The organism is Streptomyces sp. NPDC002701 (genome assembly GCF_042889045.1).
Classification (GTDB): Bacteria; Actinomycetota; Actinomycetes; order Streptomycetales; family Streptomycetaceae; genus Streptomyces.
On sequence record NZ_JBIAQL010000003.1, the window covers coordinates 858,883 to 874,191 of the forward strand.

Below are 15,309 nucleotides of genomic sequence, written 5' to 3' on the forward strand. Positions count from 1 at the left end.
CGGTGTCACCGGCGTGGTTCCCAGCGGAAGAGGCGGGCGGCCAGCGCGACGGAGACGAGGACCCAGGCGAGCGTGGGGGCCAGCAGGAGCAGGGAGTCCGTGACGGCGACGCCGCCCTCCCAGGCGTCGACGACCAGCTCGGTCGCCGAGCCGCCGGGCAGCAGCCGCTTGAGCAGGGTGAGGTCCTCGGTCCCGGCGAGTCCCACCCAGCTGGCCACCGCGATGGTGCCGACGCTGACGGGCAGCGTGGTCACCTGGGCGTGCTCGGGCGAGTTCGTCAGTCCGGCCGTGGCCAGTCCCAGGCCGAGCATCATGACCACCGTCGCGAGGACCGCCGCCGCCAGCAGGAGGACGTCGGCCGGCCGGCCGGTGACCGCGGCCAGCACCACGAGGATCACGGTCACCTGGACCAGCGCGAGGACGGTGACCGGCAGCATCAGCCCGGTGAGGATGGCGGCGTCACCGGCCGGGGTGGAGCGCAGGCGCTTGAGGAAGAGGTTCTGGCGGCGTGAGGCCAGCGTGGTCACCGTGGTGGTGTAGAGCCCGAAGGCCGCCACGGTGCACACCACCACCGCCGCGATGTATCCGAGGCCGGCCAGCTCCGCGAAGGCTTCGTGCCGGTAGATGAAGAACGCGCAGGGCGCGACGGGAATGATGAAGCTGGTGATCAGCACCAGCCGGTTCCGGAAGATCTGGATCAGCTCGCTGAGCGCGATGGACAGCATCGTGAAGGACCCCTTTCTGGACGGTGGACGGTGGACGGTTTCGGGGACTAGTGGTTGCCGATGGCGCGGAAGACGTCGTCGAGGCGGGTCGGCCCGGCCTCCAGTTCCCGTAGCTCCGTGGCGTTGGCGTGCGCCCAGCCGAGCAGGGCGTACAGGTCCTCCTGCAGGTCGAAGGTCTCGACGAGCAGCCTGCCGTCGCTCTGGCGGGCGGCCGGCAGGGGCAGCGCCGGTGCGGTCGGGGGAAGGGTGAAGCGGATGGCGGCGGGCAGGGTCCGGGTCAGTTCGGAGACCGTCCCCTCCTGGTGGAAGACGCCCTGGTGCATGAGTCCGACGCGGTCGGCGCGCTGCTGGGCCTCCTCCAGGTAGTGCGTGGTCAGCACGACGGTGGAGCCGTCCTCGCGCAGCCTGTCCACGGCCTTCCACAGGGCGTCCCGGGACTGGATGTCGAGGCCGGTGGTCGGCTCGTCCAGGAAGACCAGCTCCGGTGTCCCGTAGACGGCGGTGGCGAAGTCGAGACGCCGCTTCTCGCCGCCGGAGAGCTGGGAGACCCGCGTGCGGGCCTTGTGCGTGAGACCGACGACGTCGAGCACGCGGGCGACGTCGTCCGTCCGCCCGCTGAGCCGCCCGATCAGCCGGACGGACTCGTCCACCGTGAGGTCCGGGGAGAAGCCGCTCTCCTGCAGCATGATGCCGGTCCTGGGCCGCACGGCGCGCCGGTCGCGCGGGCTGCGGCCGAAGACCCGCACGGTTCCCGACGTAGCCCTGCGGTGGCCCTCGACGACCTCCAGGGTCGAGGTCTTGCCCGCCCCGTTCGTGCCCAGCAGCGCGTAGAGCTCCCCGCGTGCCACCTGGAAGGACAGGTTCTTCACTGCGTGGAAGTCGCCGTAGCTGACGTTCAGGTCTTCGACTTCGATGACTGGTGTGGAGGACATGCCGTCGATCACAGCAGCCGCCGCGGGCCGTCCGGCAGGGCCGCCGCGTCATCCGTACGCCGTGACATCCGGCGGGGCCGGGCATGACGTGGTGTCACTGGTGGCACTCCTGCGGCGGACGAATACTGGGAGGCGACGCCGCGTCCGCAGGGCGACGCGGCACCCGCAAGTCCCGTCGTACGAACTCGGAGAGCGCCCATGGAAGGTCCCGGTGCCCCCGTGCCACGCCGGAGTGGCGCGTACAAGGTGCCGCGACACTCCGACGTGACCCGGGGACGGCTGCGCAGGCTCAACCTCGTCATGCTGCTTCCGCCGCTCGCCGCCGCCGGGTCGCTCTGCGTGGCGGTCGACGCCGGGACGTGGTGGCAGGTCGCCGTCCTCGGCGCGGGCGTGGCGGCGGCCCTGGTGGCGTTCGAACGGTGGACGGCGGGCGAGATCCTCACCGTCGCGCTCCCGTGTCTGGCCGTCACCGGGGCCGTATGGGCGTTCGGGGTGGTCGCGGACTGCGGCACGGCCTTCTACGGCATCGCGATCGTGGGTTCGCACGTGGTCTCCCGCCTGCCGCGGCACCGCGGCGCGGCGGCCTTCGGGCTGCTGGCGTACGTCACCGGGGTGGGCCTGGCGAGGCTGCTCGTGACGACGGACGGCCTGCCCGGCGAGCTGGTCACGTTCGTCCTCGTCCCCGCCGGGGTCACCGGGGTGCTGACCGGCCTCATGTTCCCCAACCAGCGGTTCTACGGACTCGTGGCGGAGCTGGAGGCGTCCCGGGAGCGCGAGGCGGAGCTGGCCGTCGCCAGGGAGCGCGTCCGCTTCGCCGGCGATCTGCACGACATCCAGGGCCACACCCTGCACGTGGTGAAACTGAAGGTCGCGCTGGCCCAGAAACTGGTCCACAGCGACGCCGGACGCGTGGAGCAGGAGCTGCGCGAGATCCACGCCCTGGTCAGCGACACCATCACGCAGACCAAGGAACTCGCCCACGCGCAGCGCCGCCTCAACCTCTCGGCGGAGCTGGAGAACGCGAAGAACCTCTTCGAGGCCGCCGGCATCCGCGTACACGTCGGCCGTGGGCCCGAGGTCGACGCCCGTACGAGCGAGCTGCTGGGCCAGGTGCTCCGCGAGACGACGACCAACATCCTGCGGCACGCGCAGGCCACGACCGTGCGGATCTCGCTCTCCGGAACGGGCATCACCATCGTCAACGACGGCGCGCGGGAGGGGCCGCCCGGGCTGCGCGGGCTGTCCGCGCTCAGGCGACGGGTGGCCGAGGACGGGGGCGAGCTGGTCGTGGAGCAGCGGGGCGGGTGGTTCCTGACGGCCGCGGGCTTTCCGCACCCGCACGCCGACGCGGCCTGGGCGGCCACCGAGCAGGACGCGGCACGGGAGAACGCCACCTGCCAGGACGCCCCACGGGAGGACAGCCGATGACCACGGTGGTGCTGGCCGACGACGAGGTGCTGCTGCGCAAGGCGCTGGCCGCGCTCCTCCCGCTGGAGGGTGAGATCACCGTGCTCGCCGAGGCGGCGGACGGCGCGGCCGCCGTCGACGCGACCCTGCGGCACCGGCCCGACGTCCTGGTCATCGACCTGGAGATGCCCGGCGTGGACGGACTCGGCGCCGTCGAGGAGATCCGCCGTACCCGGCCCGAGCAGGTGATCCTCATGCTGACCCGGCACGCCAGACCGGGGGTGCTGCGCAGGGCCCTGCGGCTCGGGGTCCAGGGATTCGTCAGCAAGTCCGCGGAACCGGCGCACATCACGTCGGTCATCGCCGCGCTGCACGACGGGAAGCGGTGGATCGACCCGGACGTCTCCGCGCGTGCCGTGATCGACGACTGCCCGCTCACCGACCGGGAGACCGACGTGCTGCGGGTGACCGGTGAGGGCTACTCGGTCGCTGACATCGCCGCCCGGCTCCACCTCGCGGAGGGGACGGTGCGCAACTACCTCTCCAACGCCATGCAGAAGACCCAGACCAGGACCCGGCACGAGGCGGCGCGCTACGCCCGCGAACACGACTGGCTCTAACAGGGACGGGCGACCGCCCGGTACGAGCGGTCGCCCAGCCGGCCACCTGTCCAGCTGCCCAGTTGCCCAGCTGCCCTGCTTGTGCGCACGGGCGGGCTCCGTACGGGTCAGTCCTTGGCCGGCGTGCCCACCACGCCGTCCGCCGGGCCGGCCGGGGCCGGTACCGCCGCGGCCGCGGATCCGCCGTCGTCCGAGTTGATCTTCGCGATGAGCGCGTCGCGTTCCGGGGTGTCCTCGGGCTTCACGTAGCCGATGAGGATGTAGAGGACGAGCGACACCGCGAGCGGGATGGACACCTGGTACTGGAGCGGGACCCCGCCGTCGACGTTCCAGCTGATCGGGTAGTTGACCAGCCAGAAGGTGACCAGCCCGACGCCCCAGCTGATCAGCGCGGCCGTCGGACCGCTCTTGCGGAACCACGGGAGCAGGCCCAGCATCAGCGGGATCGCGATCGGGCCCATCAGACCGGCCACCCACTTGATGACGACGGTGATGATGTCGCCGAAGAAGTCGGAGTTGACCTGGGTGGCGATGGCCATGGACAGGCCGAGGAAGAGCAGCGTGGCCCAGCGGGCGGCCAGCAGCCCCATCCGGGTGTCCCACTCGCGCGCCTTGCGCGAGACCGCGGGCATGATGTCGCGGGTGACGACGGCCGCGATGGCGTTGGCGTCCGAGGAGCACATCGCCATGGTGTGGGAGAAGAACCCGACGATGACCAGGCCCAGCAGCCCGTGCGGCAGCAGGTGTTCGGCCATCAGCGCGTACGAGTCGGCCGGTACGTCGGTCTTGATGATCAGCGGCGCGACCCACATGGGGAAGAACAGCACCAGCGGCCAGATCAGCCAGAGCGCGGCGGACAGGGCGCCCGAGCGGGTGGCGGACTTCGCGGAGTCCGTGGCCATGTAGCGCTGGGCCTGGTTCCACATGCCGCCGTTGTACTCGAAGGTCTTGATGAAGAGGTAGGCGATCAGGAAGACCATCATGTACGGGCCGGCCAGCGGTTTGGTGTGTCCGTCGAGCGCGGGCTCGTCCCAGACGCTCCACAGGGTGCTGAAGCCGTTCAGTTCGGCCATGACGGCGACGAGCATCGCGATGCCTGCGACGAACTGGATGATGAACTGGCCCAGTTCGGTCAGCGCGTCGGCCCAGAGCCCGCCGACCGTGCAGTAGACGGCCGTCACGGCGCCGGTGATGAGGATGCCCATGTTGAGCGAGACACCGGTGAAGACGGACAGCAGGGTCGCGATGGCGGCCCACTTGGCGCCCACGTCCACGATCTTCAGCAGCACGCCGGACCAGGCGAGGGCCTGCTGGGTGGGCAGGTCGTAGCGGTTCTTCAGGTACTCCAGCGGTGAGGCCACGTGCAGGCGTGAGCGCACCCGGTTGAGCCGGGGCGCGAACACCTTCGCGCCGATCGCGATACCGATGGCGATGGGGAAGGACCAGGTGACGTAGGACGTGACGCCGTACGTGTACGCGATGGCCGCGTAGCCCGTGAACATGACCGCGCTGTAGCCGGACATGTGGTGCGAGATGCCCGACAGCCACCACGGCATCTTGCCGCCGGCGGTGAAGAAGTCGCTGACGTTGTCGACCCGTTTGTGGGACCAGACACCGATCGCGACCATCACGCCGAAGTAGCCGATGAGCACGGCCCAGTCGAGACCGTTCATATGCCCTCTCCCAGGATCGTCAGGGTCGTGAAGCGCCCGCTCATCGTGGGTTCGGTGACATGACTGCGACAACAGCCCGTACAGTCAAGGGGAGGTAAAATAGTTCAGCTTACAGACCTCGGTTCATGACTATGAACAAGTTCGCACGACCGCCCGACCGGGCCGGGTGACCGCTATCGCATCAGCTCCCCCGCGTTGACCAGCAACGACTGCCCAGTGATCGACCGCGCCCGGTCCGACGCCAGGAACACCACACTGTCCGCCACGTCTGAGTCCGTGGCCAGTTCGGGCAGCGCCATGCGCGCGGTCAGCCGCTCCAGCACCTCCGCCTCCGGTACGCCCTCGGTGTACGCGGTGAACTGCACGTACGCCTCCACCGGCGGGCCCCACATCCAGCCGGGCAGCACGGTGTTCACCCGGATCCGGTGCGGGCCGAGTTCGCGGGCCAGCGAGTACATCGCGCTGGTCAGCGCGCCCTTGGAGGCCGCGTACGCCGCCTGCCGCACCTGGGAGGGGGCGGCGACGGACGACTGCGTGCCGATGACGACCACGGACCCGCCGCGCTCCTTCAGCGCGGGCAGGCAGGCGCGGGTCATCCGCAGCGTGCCGAGCAGGTTCACGTCGAGCACCGCCTGCCAGGTGGTGAAGTCCGCGTCCTCCAGACCGCCGAAGCAGCTGTCCCAGGCGGCCACGTGGACGACCGCGTCGAGCCGGCCGAAGCGGTCCCGCGCGAGCCCGGCGAGCGCCTCGCACTGCCGCTCGTCGGTGATGTCCGTCGCCCGGTACGCGGTGTGCGCGCCGCCCGGGTCGAGTTCGGCGGCGGTCTTGGCGAGGTTCGCCTCCGTGCGCGCGCCCAGCACGGCGTTCCCGCCGTCCCGCACCACGGCCGCCGCGACCTGGCGCCCGAGCCCGGCCCCGACGCCCGAGACGACGACGGTCTTGCCCCGGAGCAGTGACATTGCGGGCCTCCCGGCTCTGGCGGTGGATCTGACGGTCCGTCAGAGTAAGGGCGTCCGGAGCAGGAGGGAAGAGGAGGAGGAGCGCCATGCCCGAGGACACGCCGGTCGGCACGCGCAGCGAGATGTACGGGGAACTGGCCGCCGTCGGCCCGTACGGGGTGCGTCCCGGCCATGCCCTGATCACGATGGTGGAGCCGCACCCGGGGCACGAGTACGCGTACAACCGCTGGTACGAGGACGACCACTACTACGCGGGCGCGATGGCGATGCCGTGGATGTACGCGGGCCGGCGCTGGGTCGCCACCCGCGATCTGCAGCTCCTGCGCTACCCGGAGAAGTCCGCGGTCGCCCAGCCGGTCACGGCCGGCTGCTACCTGTCGACGTACTGGATCACCGACGGCCGCCACGACGACCACATGAAGTGGACCGTGGGCATCAACAAGCGGCTGAACAGGGACGGCCGGGTCTACCAGGACCGTACGCACGTCTTCACGGCGTTCCAGGACCACGAGGCGACGGTGTACCGGGACGGGGCGGCGGGGCCGCGCGACTTCCACGCCCTTGACCATCCGTATGCGGGGCTGGTGGTGCAGGTCGTCGACGCGGAGTCCCCTGCCGGGCGGGGTGAGTTGCTGGAGTGGCTGCGCTCCCGGCACCTGCCCGGCCGGCTCGCCGGGTCGCCCGCCGCCATGGTCACCGTCTTCCGGCCGACGCCGCTGCCCGGGGACCGGATGTCGTACGTGAAGCAGGTCGAGGGGGTCGATACGCGGCTGACGCTGTTGTGGTTCCTGGAGGCGGATCCGCGGGAGTGCTGGGAGGCGTACTTCAGCGGGCTGGAGGCGCCGGTGGCGGAGGCCGGGGTGGGGCGGGTGGAGCTGGTGGCGCCGTTCGTGCCGACGGTGCCGGGGACCGACCGGTTCGTCGATCAGTTGCGGTGAGCGGGTGGTCGGCCGCGGTGGTTCGGTGTTCGGCGGTTCGGCGGTTCGGTCGGCGTGTGTGGCATACATGGTGACAGGTGTGCGTTGTTCGACACACCTGTCTACGAGGGGACTTGAGGATGGCCGCAGTACGCGCGTTTCCGTTCACCGCGACGCTGCTCACCGGCACGGTCGCGCTCTACATCACGCTCGTGGCGTTCGGGAACATCACTGATTTTGACACCAACCACCAGTTCGTCCAGCACGTTCTGGCGATGGACACCACCTTCAAGGACGAGGACCTGATGTGGCGGGCCGTGGAGTCCGAAGGGCTTCAGACGGCCGCGTACGTCGCGATCATCGTGTGGGAGACCGTGGCCGCGCTCGTCCTGATCCTCGGTACGGTCCAGTGGTGCCGGCGGGACCTGGGGCGGGCCCGGCGGACCTCCACCGTCGGGTTGCTGATGCTGATGCTGCTCTTCGGGGCCGGGTTCCTCGCGATCGGTGGGGAGTGGTTCGCGATGTGGCAGTCGGAGGACTGGAACGGGTTGGATGCGGCGATGCGGGTGTTTTTGTTGAGTGGGGTGGTGCTGGTGGTGATTCATCTTCCGGTGGGGGTCGCCTCCGGCGGTCGGGAGGAGGGGCGCTAGGCGTTTTGGCTCGCGACCTGGGTTTTCGTGTGTTCTGTGGGTGCGGGTCGGTGGGGGCTGGTCGCGCAGTTCCCCGCGCCCCTGAGAAGCCCTGCGGGCTTCTGCGCCGTTCCCCGCGCCCCTTAGGGGGTTGTGGTGTGGGGGGTGATTCGGGAGCGGGTTTGTCGGGCCCAGGGGTAGTCGGGGCGGAGGGTGAGGGCTTGGTCCAGGTCGGCCAGGGCCTCCTCGTGGCGGTTCAGTTCGTGCAGGGCCGCCCCGCGGCTCGCCAGGGCCGAGGGGTAGTCGGGGAGGAGGCTGAGCGCTCTGCTCAGCTCCGCGACCGCGTCCTCGTAGCGGTGGACCAGGCGGTAGGCGTCACCGCGTTCCGACGCGATCCAGGCCCGGTCGGGGCCGAGCTCCACCGCCCGGTCGAAGTCGGCGAACGCCCCGTCCAGGTCCCCCATGACGCGGCGCAGACGGGCCCTGCGCACCAGCGTCCACAGGTGGTCGTCCTGGACGGCCAGGGCGCGGTCGTACGCGGTGAGGGCCTCGTCGTACCGGCCCAGTTCGTGCAGGCAGACGGCTCGTCCGGCCAGGGCGCGGACATCGGTGGGGGCGAGGGCGACGACCCGGCCGAAGTCGGCGACGGCCTCCTCGTAACGACCCGCGAGCTGGTAGGTCTCCGCGCGTCCGGCGATGATCAGGGCGTTGTCGGGGGACAGTTCGTCCGCCCGGTCGAGCGCCGCGAGTCCCGCCGGGAAGTCGCCCATCAGCTGGAGGGTGACACCTTGGCCGTAGTGGGCGAGGCTCAGCCCCGGCGCCAGCTCCAGCGCCCGGTCGAACTCCGCGAGGGCCCGCTCGTACTCCCGGCCGTTGCGCAGTTCCCTGCCGCGCAGCGCGTGCGCCCTCGCCCGGCCCGCCGGGTCGAGGCCGGGGCGGGCCAGCAGCAGGTCCGTGGCCCTGCGCACCCCGGCGTCGTCGTCCGCCAGTGCCTCGTCGAGCTCCCGGCCCCACGTCCTGAGCACCCGGTGGTCCGTCGTGTCGCCGGCGTCCCGCAGCATCCGGGCCCACTGGCGGCCGACGACCCCGTCCCTGCGACCCGCCTCGACCAGGAGTCCCAGCGCCTCGGCGAGGGTGGCGGACGCGGAGGGCCGGGCGCAGAGCCGGTGGTACGTCTCCTCCAGGAGCAGCGCGCGCCACTCCTCGTCCTCCCACAGCTCCTCGGTCTCCCGGCCGGCCCCGACGTCGTCGCGCCACTCGGCGAACGCCTCGGCCAGCCGTCTGTGCCGCGTGGTCCACTCGCGCGGGGACCTGCGGCGTTCCAGGCGCAGCAGCGGCGCCCGTACGACGTCGTGGTAACGCACCCGCTCGCCGCGCTCCCCGACGAAGGGGAGGCCGGTCAGCCACGTGTACAGCGCGTCGAGTTCGTCGTCCGGGCGGCCGGTGACCAGCACCCGGAACACGTCGGCGTCCAGCCACCGGGGCAGCGAGCAGATCCCGGCGACCTTGCGGCGGACGTCCGGTTCGGACTTCAGGAAGCGTTCGACCGCGGTGGCGCTCGGGTCGCCCACGGCGTCGGGGGCGCCGGGGCGGTCCCTGGCCAGTGTCGACACCAGGACGGGCAGACCTCCCGTGAGCCGCAGGATCTCCTCGACGACCGGCTCGGCGACGACCCCCTTCGCGGCGAGCAGCCGGCGCGCCTCGGCCTCGGTGAACGGCTCGAGCGGAACGTCCGTCACGGAGTCCAGGCCGCTCCAGCGGGCGGGGTCCAGGGGGCGCTGACCCGCGGTGACCACGACGACGGTGGCGGGCAGTCCGCCTCCGGCCGAGGCGCGCGAGACCGTCTCGTGCAGCCACGGGTCGAGGTACGCGCCGGTCCGTTCGTACGTGTCGAAGAACAGGACGATCCACCCGGCGGCCGAAGCGGAAGCCGAAGCGGCGGCCGTGCGCAGTTCGCGGAGCAGGACCGGCGTGAGGACCCTTTCCGGCGCGGTCACCAGCTCGATGTCGTCCGCGTTGCGGAAGCGGGCGCCGAGGCCGGCCCGCAGCCGGTCGGCGCTCTGGGCGAGCTGCTCGGCGGGCAGCGCCCTGCCGATCAGGCCGCCGCCCGGCACGGTGGCCTCCGCCACGGCGATGCCCAGCTCCACCGCGGTCCTGCTGCCCGCGGAGGGGCCCGGCGGCGCCCCCGGCTCCGGTGCGAGCGCGGCGAGTGCGGCGGCCTCCGCCTCGTGCCGCCGGTCCCGGTAGGCGGCCAGCCGCCGCTCCAGGTCCTTCAGCCGCCGTCCCTGGTCCGCGAACTGGGCGCAGATCTCGGCCAGTGCCTCGGGCACACTGCCGGCGCTCTCGTCGACGTACGCCGTCAACGCCCCGCGTTCGCGGGCGAGGTGCCGCAGTTCCTGGACGAGGAAGGTCTTGCCGACGCCCGCGGTGCCGTGCACGTGGAAGCGGAAGCGCTGGCGGGCGTCCCCGGGCGGGATGTCGAAGTTCGCCAGGAACGCCGCGCGTTCGCAGTCGCGGCCCACGAAGCCGGCGCGGTTGCCCTGCTGGATCAGCTCCTGCCGCGACGGTCCCGTCTGCGCCACCCGTCCGCCTCCTTGCCGCGTCCGCCGCCACTCCGTGTGGAGTACGGCTCCCCGTCCGGATCATCTCGCGCCCGAGGCGCCCGACGGGCCCCGACGGCCCGGGAGATGAACGTCCCGTCGCCGTCCAGGGGTTCCCGAGCGTTCCCCGACCGTTCCCCGACCGGTTCGCGAGCGGGCCTGGACCGTCCCGTGGTCCAGTCGCTGGTACCCCCCGGCGGGGCGTGTCCCGCACACACCGCACCGGCACGCCTCGCCACCACCCTCACGAGGGAGGCCCCACGACATGACCGCACGGGCTACCCCGGCGACACCCGCCCCCGGGCTCCTGCGCATCGCAGAGGACGAACTGCAGAGGCTGCGCGGCCAGTTGGCGACGGTCGCCGCGTTCATCCATGATCCGGCGCACGATCTGTCCGCCCGCCGCGCGCTCGCGCACCTCGTCAAGCTCCCCCAGCCGGTTACCCGGCCGGTGGGCTACTTCACGACCGCGACCGTCGTCCCCGCCGTGCCGAACTTCCAGACCGCGTCCCCGTCGGCCGCGCGCATCCGGACGCCGCCCGTCTGCGCGCCCGACTCGGGCGGCGGCGGGGAGGAGCCGTCGACGGCGTTGGAGAAGGCGACGCTGACGCCGGACGCGACGGCGAAGTAGACGATGTTCTCGATCTCCACGCCGTCGCTGCCGGTGGCCGCCTCGCGCCGGGTGCCGACCGTGTACGTGCCCGGCTCGGGGGCCACCGTCCCCGGCCACACCTTGAACGTGCGCCGGGACGCGTCGCTCGCGTCGATCAGCCACACCCGGCGCTGCGCGAGGGAGTAGACGATGCGGCGACCCGTGCCGGAGCCGTCCGGTACGGCGACCGGCGCGTTCTCGTCGGGTGAGGCGGAGGGCCCGGCGCTCGCGGAGGCGGACGGCTTCGGGTTCGCCGACGCGGTCGGCTGGGGGCCCCTGTCGGCCTTCACGGCCAGCACGGCCACCAGCACCACAGCGGCCGCGGTCAGACCGGTGACCCAGGCCCACGAGGGAAGCCGTCGGGCAGGCACGGGCACGCATCTCCTCAGCTCTGACTCACCCCGTCGGAAGCGCACCCCGTCGGAGGGTCCGATCATCCTACTCCGACGGGGAAGCCGCCCCGGAACCGGCGGCCGCCCGCCGGAACCGGGTCACTCCAGGACCGGCAGCAGCTCCGGCAGGTGCCCGTCCGAGAGAGCCGCCGCACGCTGCCGCTCCTGCGGCACCTCCCCGTACAGCGTGGTCCGCGGTTTCGCCGGGCGGCCCGCCGCCTCCGCCACCGCGACCAGGTCCTTCACGGACTTGTACGAGCCGTAGCTCGATCCCGCCATCCGGGAGATGGTCTCCTCCATCAGCGTCCCGCCGAGGTCGTTGGCGCCGGACCGCAGCATCTCGGCCGCGCCCTCCGTGCCGAGCTTCACCCAGCTGGTCTGGATGTTGGGGATGTACGGATGCAGCAGGAGGCGGGCCATCGCCATCACCGCGCGGTTGTCGCGGGTCGTCGGTCCCGGCCGGGCGATCCCCGCCAGGTACACCGGGGCGTTGGTGTGGATGAAGGGAAGGGTCACGAACTCCGTGAAGCCGCCGGTCCGCTGCTGGATGCGGGAGAGGGTGCGGAAGTGCCCGAGCCAGTGGCGGGGCTGGTCCACGTGCCCGTACATCATCGTCGAGGAGGAGCGGATGCCGAGTTCGTGTGCCGTCGTGACGACCTCGATCCAGGTCGCCGTGGGCAGTTTGCCCTTGGTCAGGACCCAGCGGACCTCGTCGTCGAGGATCTCCGCGGCCGTGCCGGGGATCGAGTCGAGGCCGGCCTCCTTCGCGGCGGTCAGCCACTCACGGATGGACAGGCCGGTACGGGTGGCCCCGTTCATTACCTCCATGGGCGAGAAGGCGTGCACGTGCATGCCGGGCACCCGCTCCTTCACCGCGCGCGCGATGTCGAAGTAGGCCGTGCCCGGCAGGTCCGGGTGGATGCCGCCCTGCATGCAGACCTCGACGGCCCCGACCTCCCATGCCTGCTGGGCCCGGTCGGCGACCTGGTCGAGGGAGAGCGTGTACGCGTCCGCGTCGGTGCGGCGCTGCGCGAAGGCGCAGAAGCGGCAGCCGGTGTAGCAGACGTTGGTGAAGTTGATGTTCCGCGTGACGATGTACGTGACGTCGTCGCCGACCGCCGACTTCCGGACGTCGTCGGCGATTTGACAGAGCGCGTCCAGGGCCGGTCCGTCCGCGTGGAGCAGGGCGAGGGCCTCGTCGTCGGTCAGGCGGGTCGGGTCGTCGGCGGCCGTCGCGAGGGCCCCGCGTACGTCGGTGTCGATGCGGGACGGGACCATGCCGGGCGCCGCGGCCTCCCGCAGCGCGTCCCAGTCGCCGTACACGTGGTCGTAGTCCTCGCGCCGGTCGCCGGTGCGTCCCTCGGTGTCGATCGTGGTGTGCAGGTCGGTGCGGCCCGACGACGTGAACGCCTCCTCGGGCTCCTGCCACGGGTGGCCCTCGACGACCGCGTCCGGCACGGCGAGCCCGGTCTCCGGGTCGGCGAGTGCCCGTACGTGCGGGAGCAGCCGCGGGTCCAGCCACGGCTCGCCGCGCCGCACGAACTCCGGGTAGACGCAGAGACGTTCCCGCAGCTCGAAGCCCGCCTGCGCCGACTGCTCGCGCAGCAGCTCGATCTTCGGCCAGGGGCGTTCGGGGTTGACGTGGTCGATGGTCAGCGGCGAGACCCCGCCCCAGTCGTCGATGCCGGCGCCGATCAGGCGCGCGTACTCGGAGTCGACCAGGTTGGGCGGTGCCTGGAGGCAGGCGGCGGGGCCCATGATGTGGCGCGCGACGGCGACGGTGGCGACCAGTTCGTCCAGTTCGGCGTCGGGCATCCCGCGCATCGCCGTGTCCGGCTTGGCGCGGAAGTTCTGGATGATCAGCTCCTGGACGCCGTGGTAGGAACGGGAGACGCGGCGCAGCGCGAACAGGCCGTCCGCGCGCTCCTCGTAGGTCTCGCCGATGCCGATCAGGAGCCCGCTGGTGAAGGGGACGGAGGAGCGGCCCGCGTCCTCCAGGACCCGCAGCCGGACCGCCGGCTCCTTGTCGGGGGAGCCGTGGTGGGGGCCGCCGGGCTCGGACCACAGCCGGGTCGCGGTCGTCTCCAGCATCATGCCCATGCTCGGCGCGACGGGCTTGAGTCGCTGGAAGTCGGTCCACGACAGGACGCCCGGGTTGAGGTGGGGCAGCAGGCCCGTCTCCTCCAGGATGCGGATGGAGATGGCCCGTACGTACGCGATCGTGTCGTCGTAGCCGTGCGCGTCGAGCCATTCGCGGGCCTCGGGCCAGCGGTCCTCGGGCTTGTCGCCGAGGGTGATCAGGGCTTCCTTGCAGCCGAGCGCGGCGCCCTTGCGGGCGATGTCGAGCACCTCGTCCGGGGACATGAACATGCCGTGCCCGTCCCGGCGCAGCTTGCCCGGGACGGTCACGAACGTGCAGTAGTGGCACTTGTCCCGGCACAGCCGGGTGAGCGGGATGAAGACGCTCTTCGAGTACGTGATGACGCCGGGGCGGCCCGCCGTCTCCAGGCCCGCGTCCCGCACCCGGGCGGCGGACTCGGCCAGGTCGTCCAGGTCGGCGCCGCGGGCCTGGAGGAGCACGGCGGCCTCGGTGACGTCGAGGGCGACGCCGTCGCGGGCGCGTTTGAGGGCGCGACGCATGGAGTTCTCGGTGGGCCCGGTTCCGGAGGTCGCGGAAGTCGTCATCCTTCGAGCATACGATCGCGGTGACCAGGCACGACCGGTGTGCCGCGTCACAGCGGGCGCGCCCCGGTCCGCCCGCGTCCTACAGGTACGCCGCGTACTCGTCCAGGACGCGCAGGACCTCCTCCTCGCCGGCGGGCGGCAGTTGCAGGACGACCTCCTCGACGCCGAGGTCCGCGTAGTGGGCGAGCTTGCCGGCGCCGGGCAGCACGGCGTAGGGCACGATCTGGAGTTCGCGGGGGTCTCGGCCCGCCTCCGCCCAGGCGGTCCGCAGGACGGGCAGCGACTCGGTCAGGCCCCGGCCGCCGATCGGCAGCCAGCCGTCCGCGTACTCGGCGATGTGCGCGAAGAGCTTGGGCCCCGCCGCTCCCCCGATGAGCGTGCGCGGCCCGACGAGCGAGCCGCGCGGCTTCTGTACGGGCTTGGGGTACGCGTGGCTGGCCCGGACGGATTCGAACCGGCCCTCGTAGGCGGTCGGTTCGGGAGCCCACAGTGCCCGCATCAACGCCAGCCGGTCCCGGCCCAGTTCCCGTCGCGTACGCCACTCGACGCCGTGGTCGGCGGCCTCCTCGACGTTCCAGCCGAAGCCGACGCCGAGGGTGAAGCGGCCCCCGGAGAGGTGGTCGAGGGTCGCGACCTGCTTGGCGAGGTCGATCGGGTCGTGCTGGGCGACGAGCGTGATGCCGGTGCCGAGGGCGAGCGTCCCGGTGACGGCCGCCGCCTGGCCGAGGGCGACGAAGGGGTCGAGGGTGCGGCCGTACTCGGGCGGCAGGTCGCCGCCCGCCGGGTACGGAGTGGTCCGCTCCACGGGTATGTGGGTGTGTTCGGGCAGATAGAGCCCGGCGAAGCCGCGTCGCTCCAGTTCACGGGCGAGCCGGGTCGGAGTGATCGTCTCATCGGTGAGGAAGATCGTCACGGAGATGCGCATGCCCCATCTCTACCGGCCCGCGCCACAGGTGTCCATACCGACCGGTCGGCACCTTCACGGTGGCGGACGCGTGCTCCTCCCCGAAAGCTGCCGACCCCCTTCCCTTGCCCCGCAGTTCACGGCTGAATACCAGGGTTGCCGGTACCACCCCTGCACCGCCCATGCCCCTCACGAGGCACCCCTCACGAGACCC

At 71.9% G+C, this 15,309-nt stretch carries 12 protein-coding genes; 4 read left to right on the forward strand and 8 right to left on the reverse strand.

The annotated features are described in order from the left end of the window. Positions 1 to 5: 5 nt before the first annotated feature. Both ACFYXC_RS12200 and ACFYXC_RS12205 read right to left on the reverse strand, forming a co-directional pair. Positions 6 to 725 carry an ABC transporter permease gene (locus ACFYXC_RS12200; RefSeq protein ID WP_389549855.1) on the reverse strand — a complete coding sequence of 240 codons (720 nt, stop codon included), beginning with the start codon at positions 723 to 725 and terminating at the stop codon, positions 6 to 8. A gap of 47 nt (positions 726 to 772) precedes the next feature. After that, positions 773 to 1,657: an ABC transporter ATP-binding protein gene (locus ACFYXC_RS12205; protein WP_389549858.1), complete on the reverse strand. Its 885-nt coding sequence runs from the start codon at positions 1,655 to 1,657 to the stop codon at positions 773 to 775. A gap of 219 nt (positions 1,658 to 1,876) precedes the next feature. Here ACFYXC_RS12205 and ACFYXC_RS12210 point away from each other — a divergent pair, with 219 nt between their 5' ends. Together ACFYXC_RS12210 and ACFYXC_RS12215 are read left to right on the forward strand one after the other, a co-directional pair. After that, positions 1,877 to 3,085, forward strand: a complete 1,209-nt coding sequence (locus ACFYXC_RS12210) for a sensor histidine kinase (RefSeq protein WP_389549861.1) — start codon at positions 1,877 to 1,879, stop codon at positions 3,083 to 3,085. Next, positions 3,082 to 3,684 carry a response regulator gene (locus ACFYXC_RS12215; protein WP_388913449.1) on the forward strand — a complete coding sequence of 201 codons (603 nt, stop codon included), beginning with the start codon at positions 3,082 to 3,084 and terminating at the stop codon, positions 3,682 to 3,684. The genes ACFYXC_RS12210 and ACFYXC_RS12215 overlap by 4 nt, the downstream gene beginning before the upstream one ends. A gap of 107 nt (positions 3,685 to 3,791) precedes the next feature. Here the strand turns inward: ACFYXC_RS12215 and ACFYXC_RS12220 are convergent, their stop codons facing one another. After that, positions 3,792 to 5,357, reverse strand: a complete 1,566-nt coding sequence (locus ACFYXC_RS12220) for a sodium:solute symporter family protein (protein ID WP_389549865.1) — start codon at positions 5,355 to 5,357, stop codon at positions 3,792 to 3,794. Between the two features lie 173 nt (positions 5,358 to 5,530). Continuing rightward, entirely contained in the window at positions 5,531 to 6,316 is a 786-nt protein-coding gene (locus tag ACFYXC_RS12225; RefSeq protein ID WP_389549868.1) for an SDR family oxidoreductase, read from the reverse strand. Between the two features lie 86 nt (positions 6,317 to 6,402). On the opposite strand from ACFYXC_RS12225, the gene ACFYXC_RS12230 reads away from it, so the two are divergent. After that, positions 6,403 to 7,254, forward strand: a complete 852-nt coding sequence (locus ACFYXC_RS12230) for a hypothetical protein (protein ID WP_389549871.1) — start codon at positions 6,403 to 6,405, stop codon at positions 7,252 to 7,254. A 119-nt stretch (positions 7,255 to 7,373) separates the two neighbouring features. Further along, positions 7,374 to 7,883: a DUF2165 domain-containing protein gene (locus ACFYXC_RS12235; RefSeq protein ID WP_388913437.1), complete on the forward strand. Its 510-nt coding sequence runs from the start codon at positions 7,374 to 7,376 to the stop codon at positions 7,881 to 7,883. 122 nt (positions 7,884 to 8,005) lie between these two features. Here the strand turns inward: ACFYXC_RS12235 and ACFYXC_RS12240 are convergent, their stop codons facing one another. From ACFYXC_RS12240 to ACFYXC_RS12255, 4 genes are all read right to left on the reverse strand, one after another. Beyond that, complete coding sequence (locus ACFYXC_RS12240) at positions 8,006 to 10,444, reverse strand: tetratricopeptide repeat protein (protein WP_389549874.1); 2,439 nt, start codon at positions 10,442 to 10,444, stop codon at positions 8,006 to 8,008. A 474-nt stretch (positions 10,445 to 10,918) separates the two neighbouring features. Further along, entirely contained in the window at positions 10,919 to 11,491 is a 573-nt protein-coding gene (locus tag ACFYXC_RS12245; protein ID WP_388913431.1) for a hypothetical protein, read from the reverse strand. 114 nt (positions 11,492 to 11,605) lie between these two features. Continuing rightward, entirely contained in the window at positions 11,606 to 14,191 is a 2,586-nt protein-coding gene (locus ACFYXC_RS12250) for a bifunctional FO biosynthesis protein CofGH (RefSeq protein ID WP_389549878.1), read from the reverse strand. A 79-nt stretch (positions 14,192 to 14,270) separates the two neighbouring features. Beyond that, positions 14,271 to 15,116, reverse strand: coding sequence for an LLM class F420-dependent oxidoreductase (locus ACFYXC_RS12255; RefSeq protein WP_388913425.1), 846 nt, complete (start codon positions 15,114 to 15,116; stop codon positions 14,271 to 14,273). Between the last annotated feature and the right edge of the window lie 193 nt (positions 15,117 to 15,309).

Excerpts from the sequence above, each read along its gene's own strand:
- ACFYXC_RS12200 (WP_389549855.1), bottom strand. The coding sequence starts at position 725 with ATGCTGTCCATCGCGCTCAGCGAGCTGATCCAGATCTTCCGGAACCGG.
- ACFYXC_RS12205 (WP_389549858.1), bottom strand. The coding sequence starts at position 1,657 with ATGTCCTCCACACCAGTCATCGAAGTCGAAGACCTGAACGTCAGCTAC.
- ACFYXC_RS12215 (WP_388913449.1), top strand. The coding sequence starts at position 3,082 with ATGACCACGGTGGTGCTGGCCGACGACGAGGTGCTGCTGCGCAAGGCG.
- ACFYXC_RS12220 (WP_389549865.1), bottom strand. The coding sequence starts at position 5,357 with ATGAACGGTCTCGACTGGGCCGTGCTCATCGGCTACTTCGGCGTGATG.
- ACFYXC_RS12225 (WP_389549868.1), bottom strand. The coding sequence starts at position 6,316 with ATGTCACTGCTCCGGGGCAAGACCGTCGTCGTCTCGGGCGTCGGGGCC.
- ACFYXC_RS12230 (WP_389549871.1), top strand. The coding sequence starts at position 6,403 with ATGCCCGAGGACACGCCGGTCGGCACGCGCAGCGAGATGTACGGGGAA.
- ACFYXC_RS12235 (WP_388913437.1), top strand. The coding sequence starts at position 7,374 with ATGGCCGCAGTACGCGCGTTTCCGTTCACCGCGACGCTGCTCACCGGC.
- ACFYXC_RS12250 (WP_389549878.1), bottom strand. The coding sequence starts at position 14,191 with ATGACGACTTCCGCGACCTCCGGAACCGGGCCCACCGAGAACTCCATG.
- ACFYXC_RS12255 (WP_388913425.1), bottom strand. The coding sequence starts at position 15,116 with ATGCGCATCTCCGTGACGATCTTCCTCACCGATGAGACGATCACTCCG.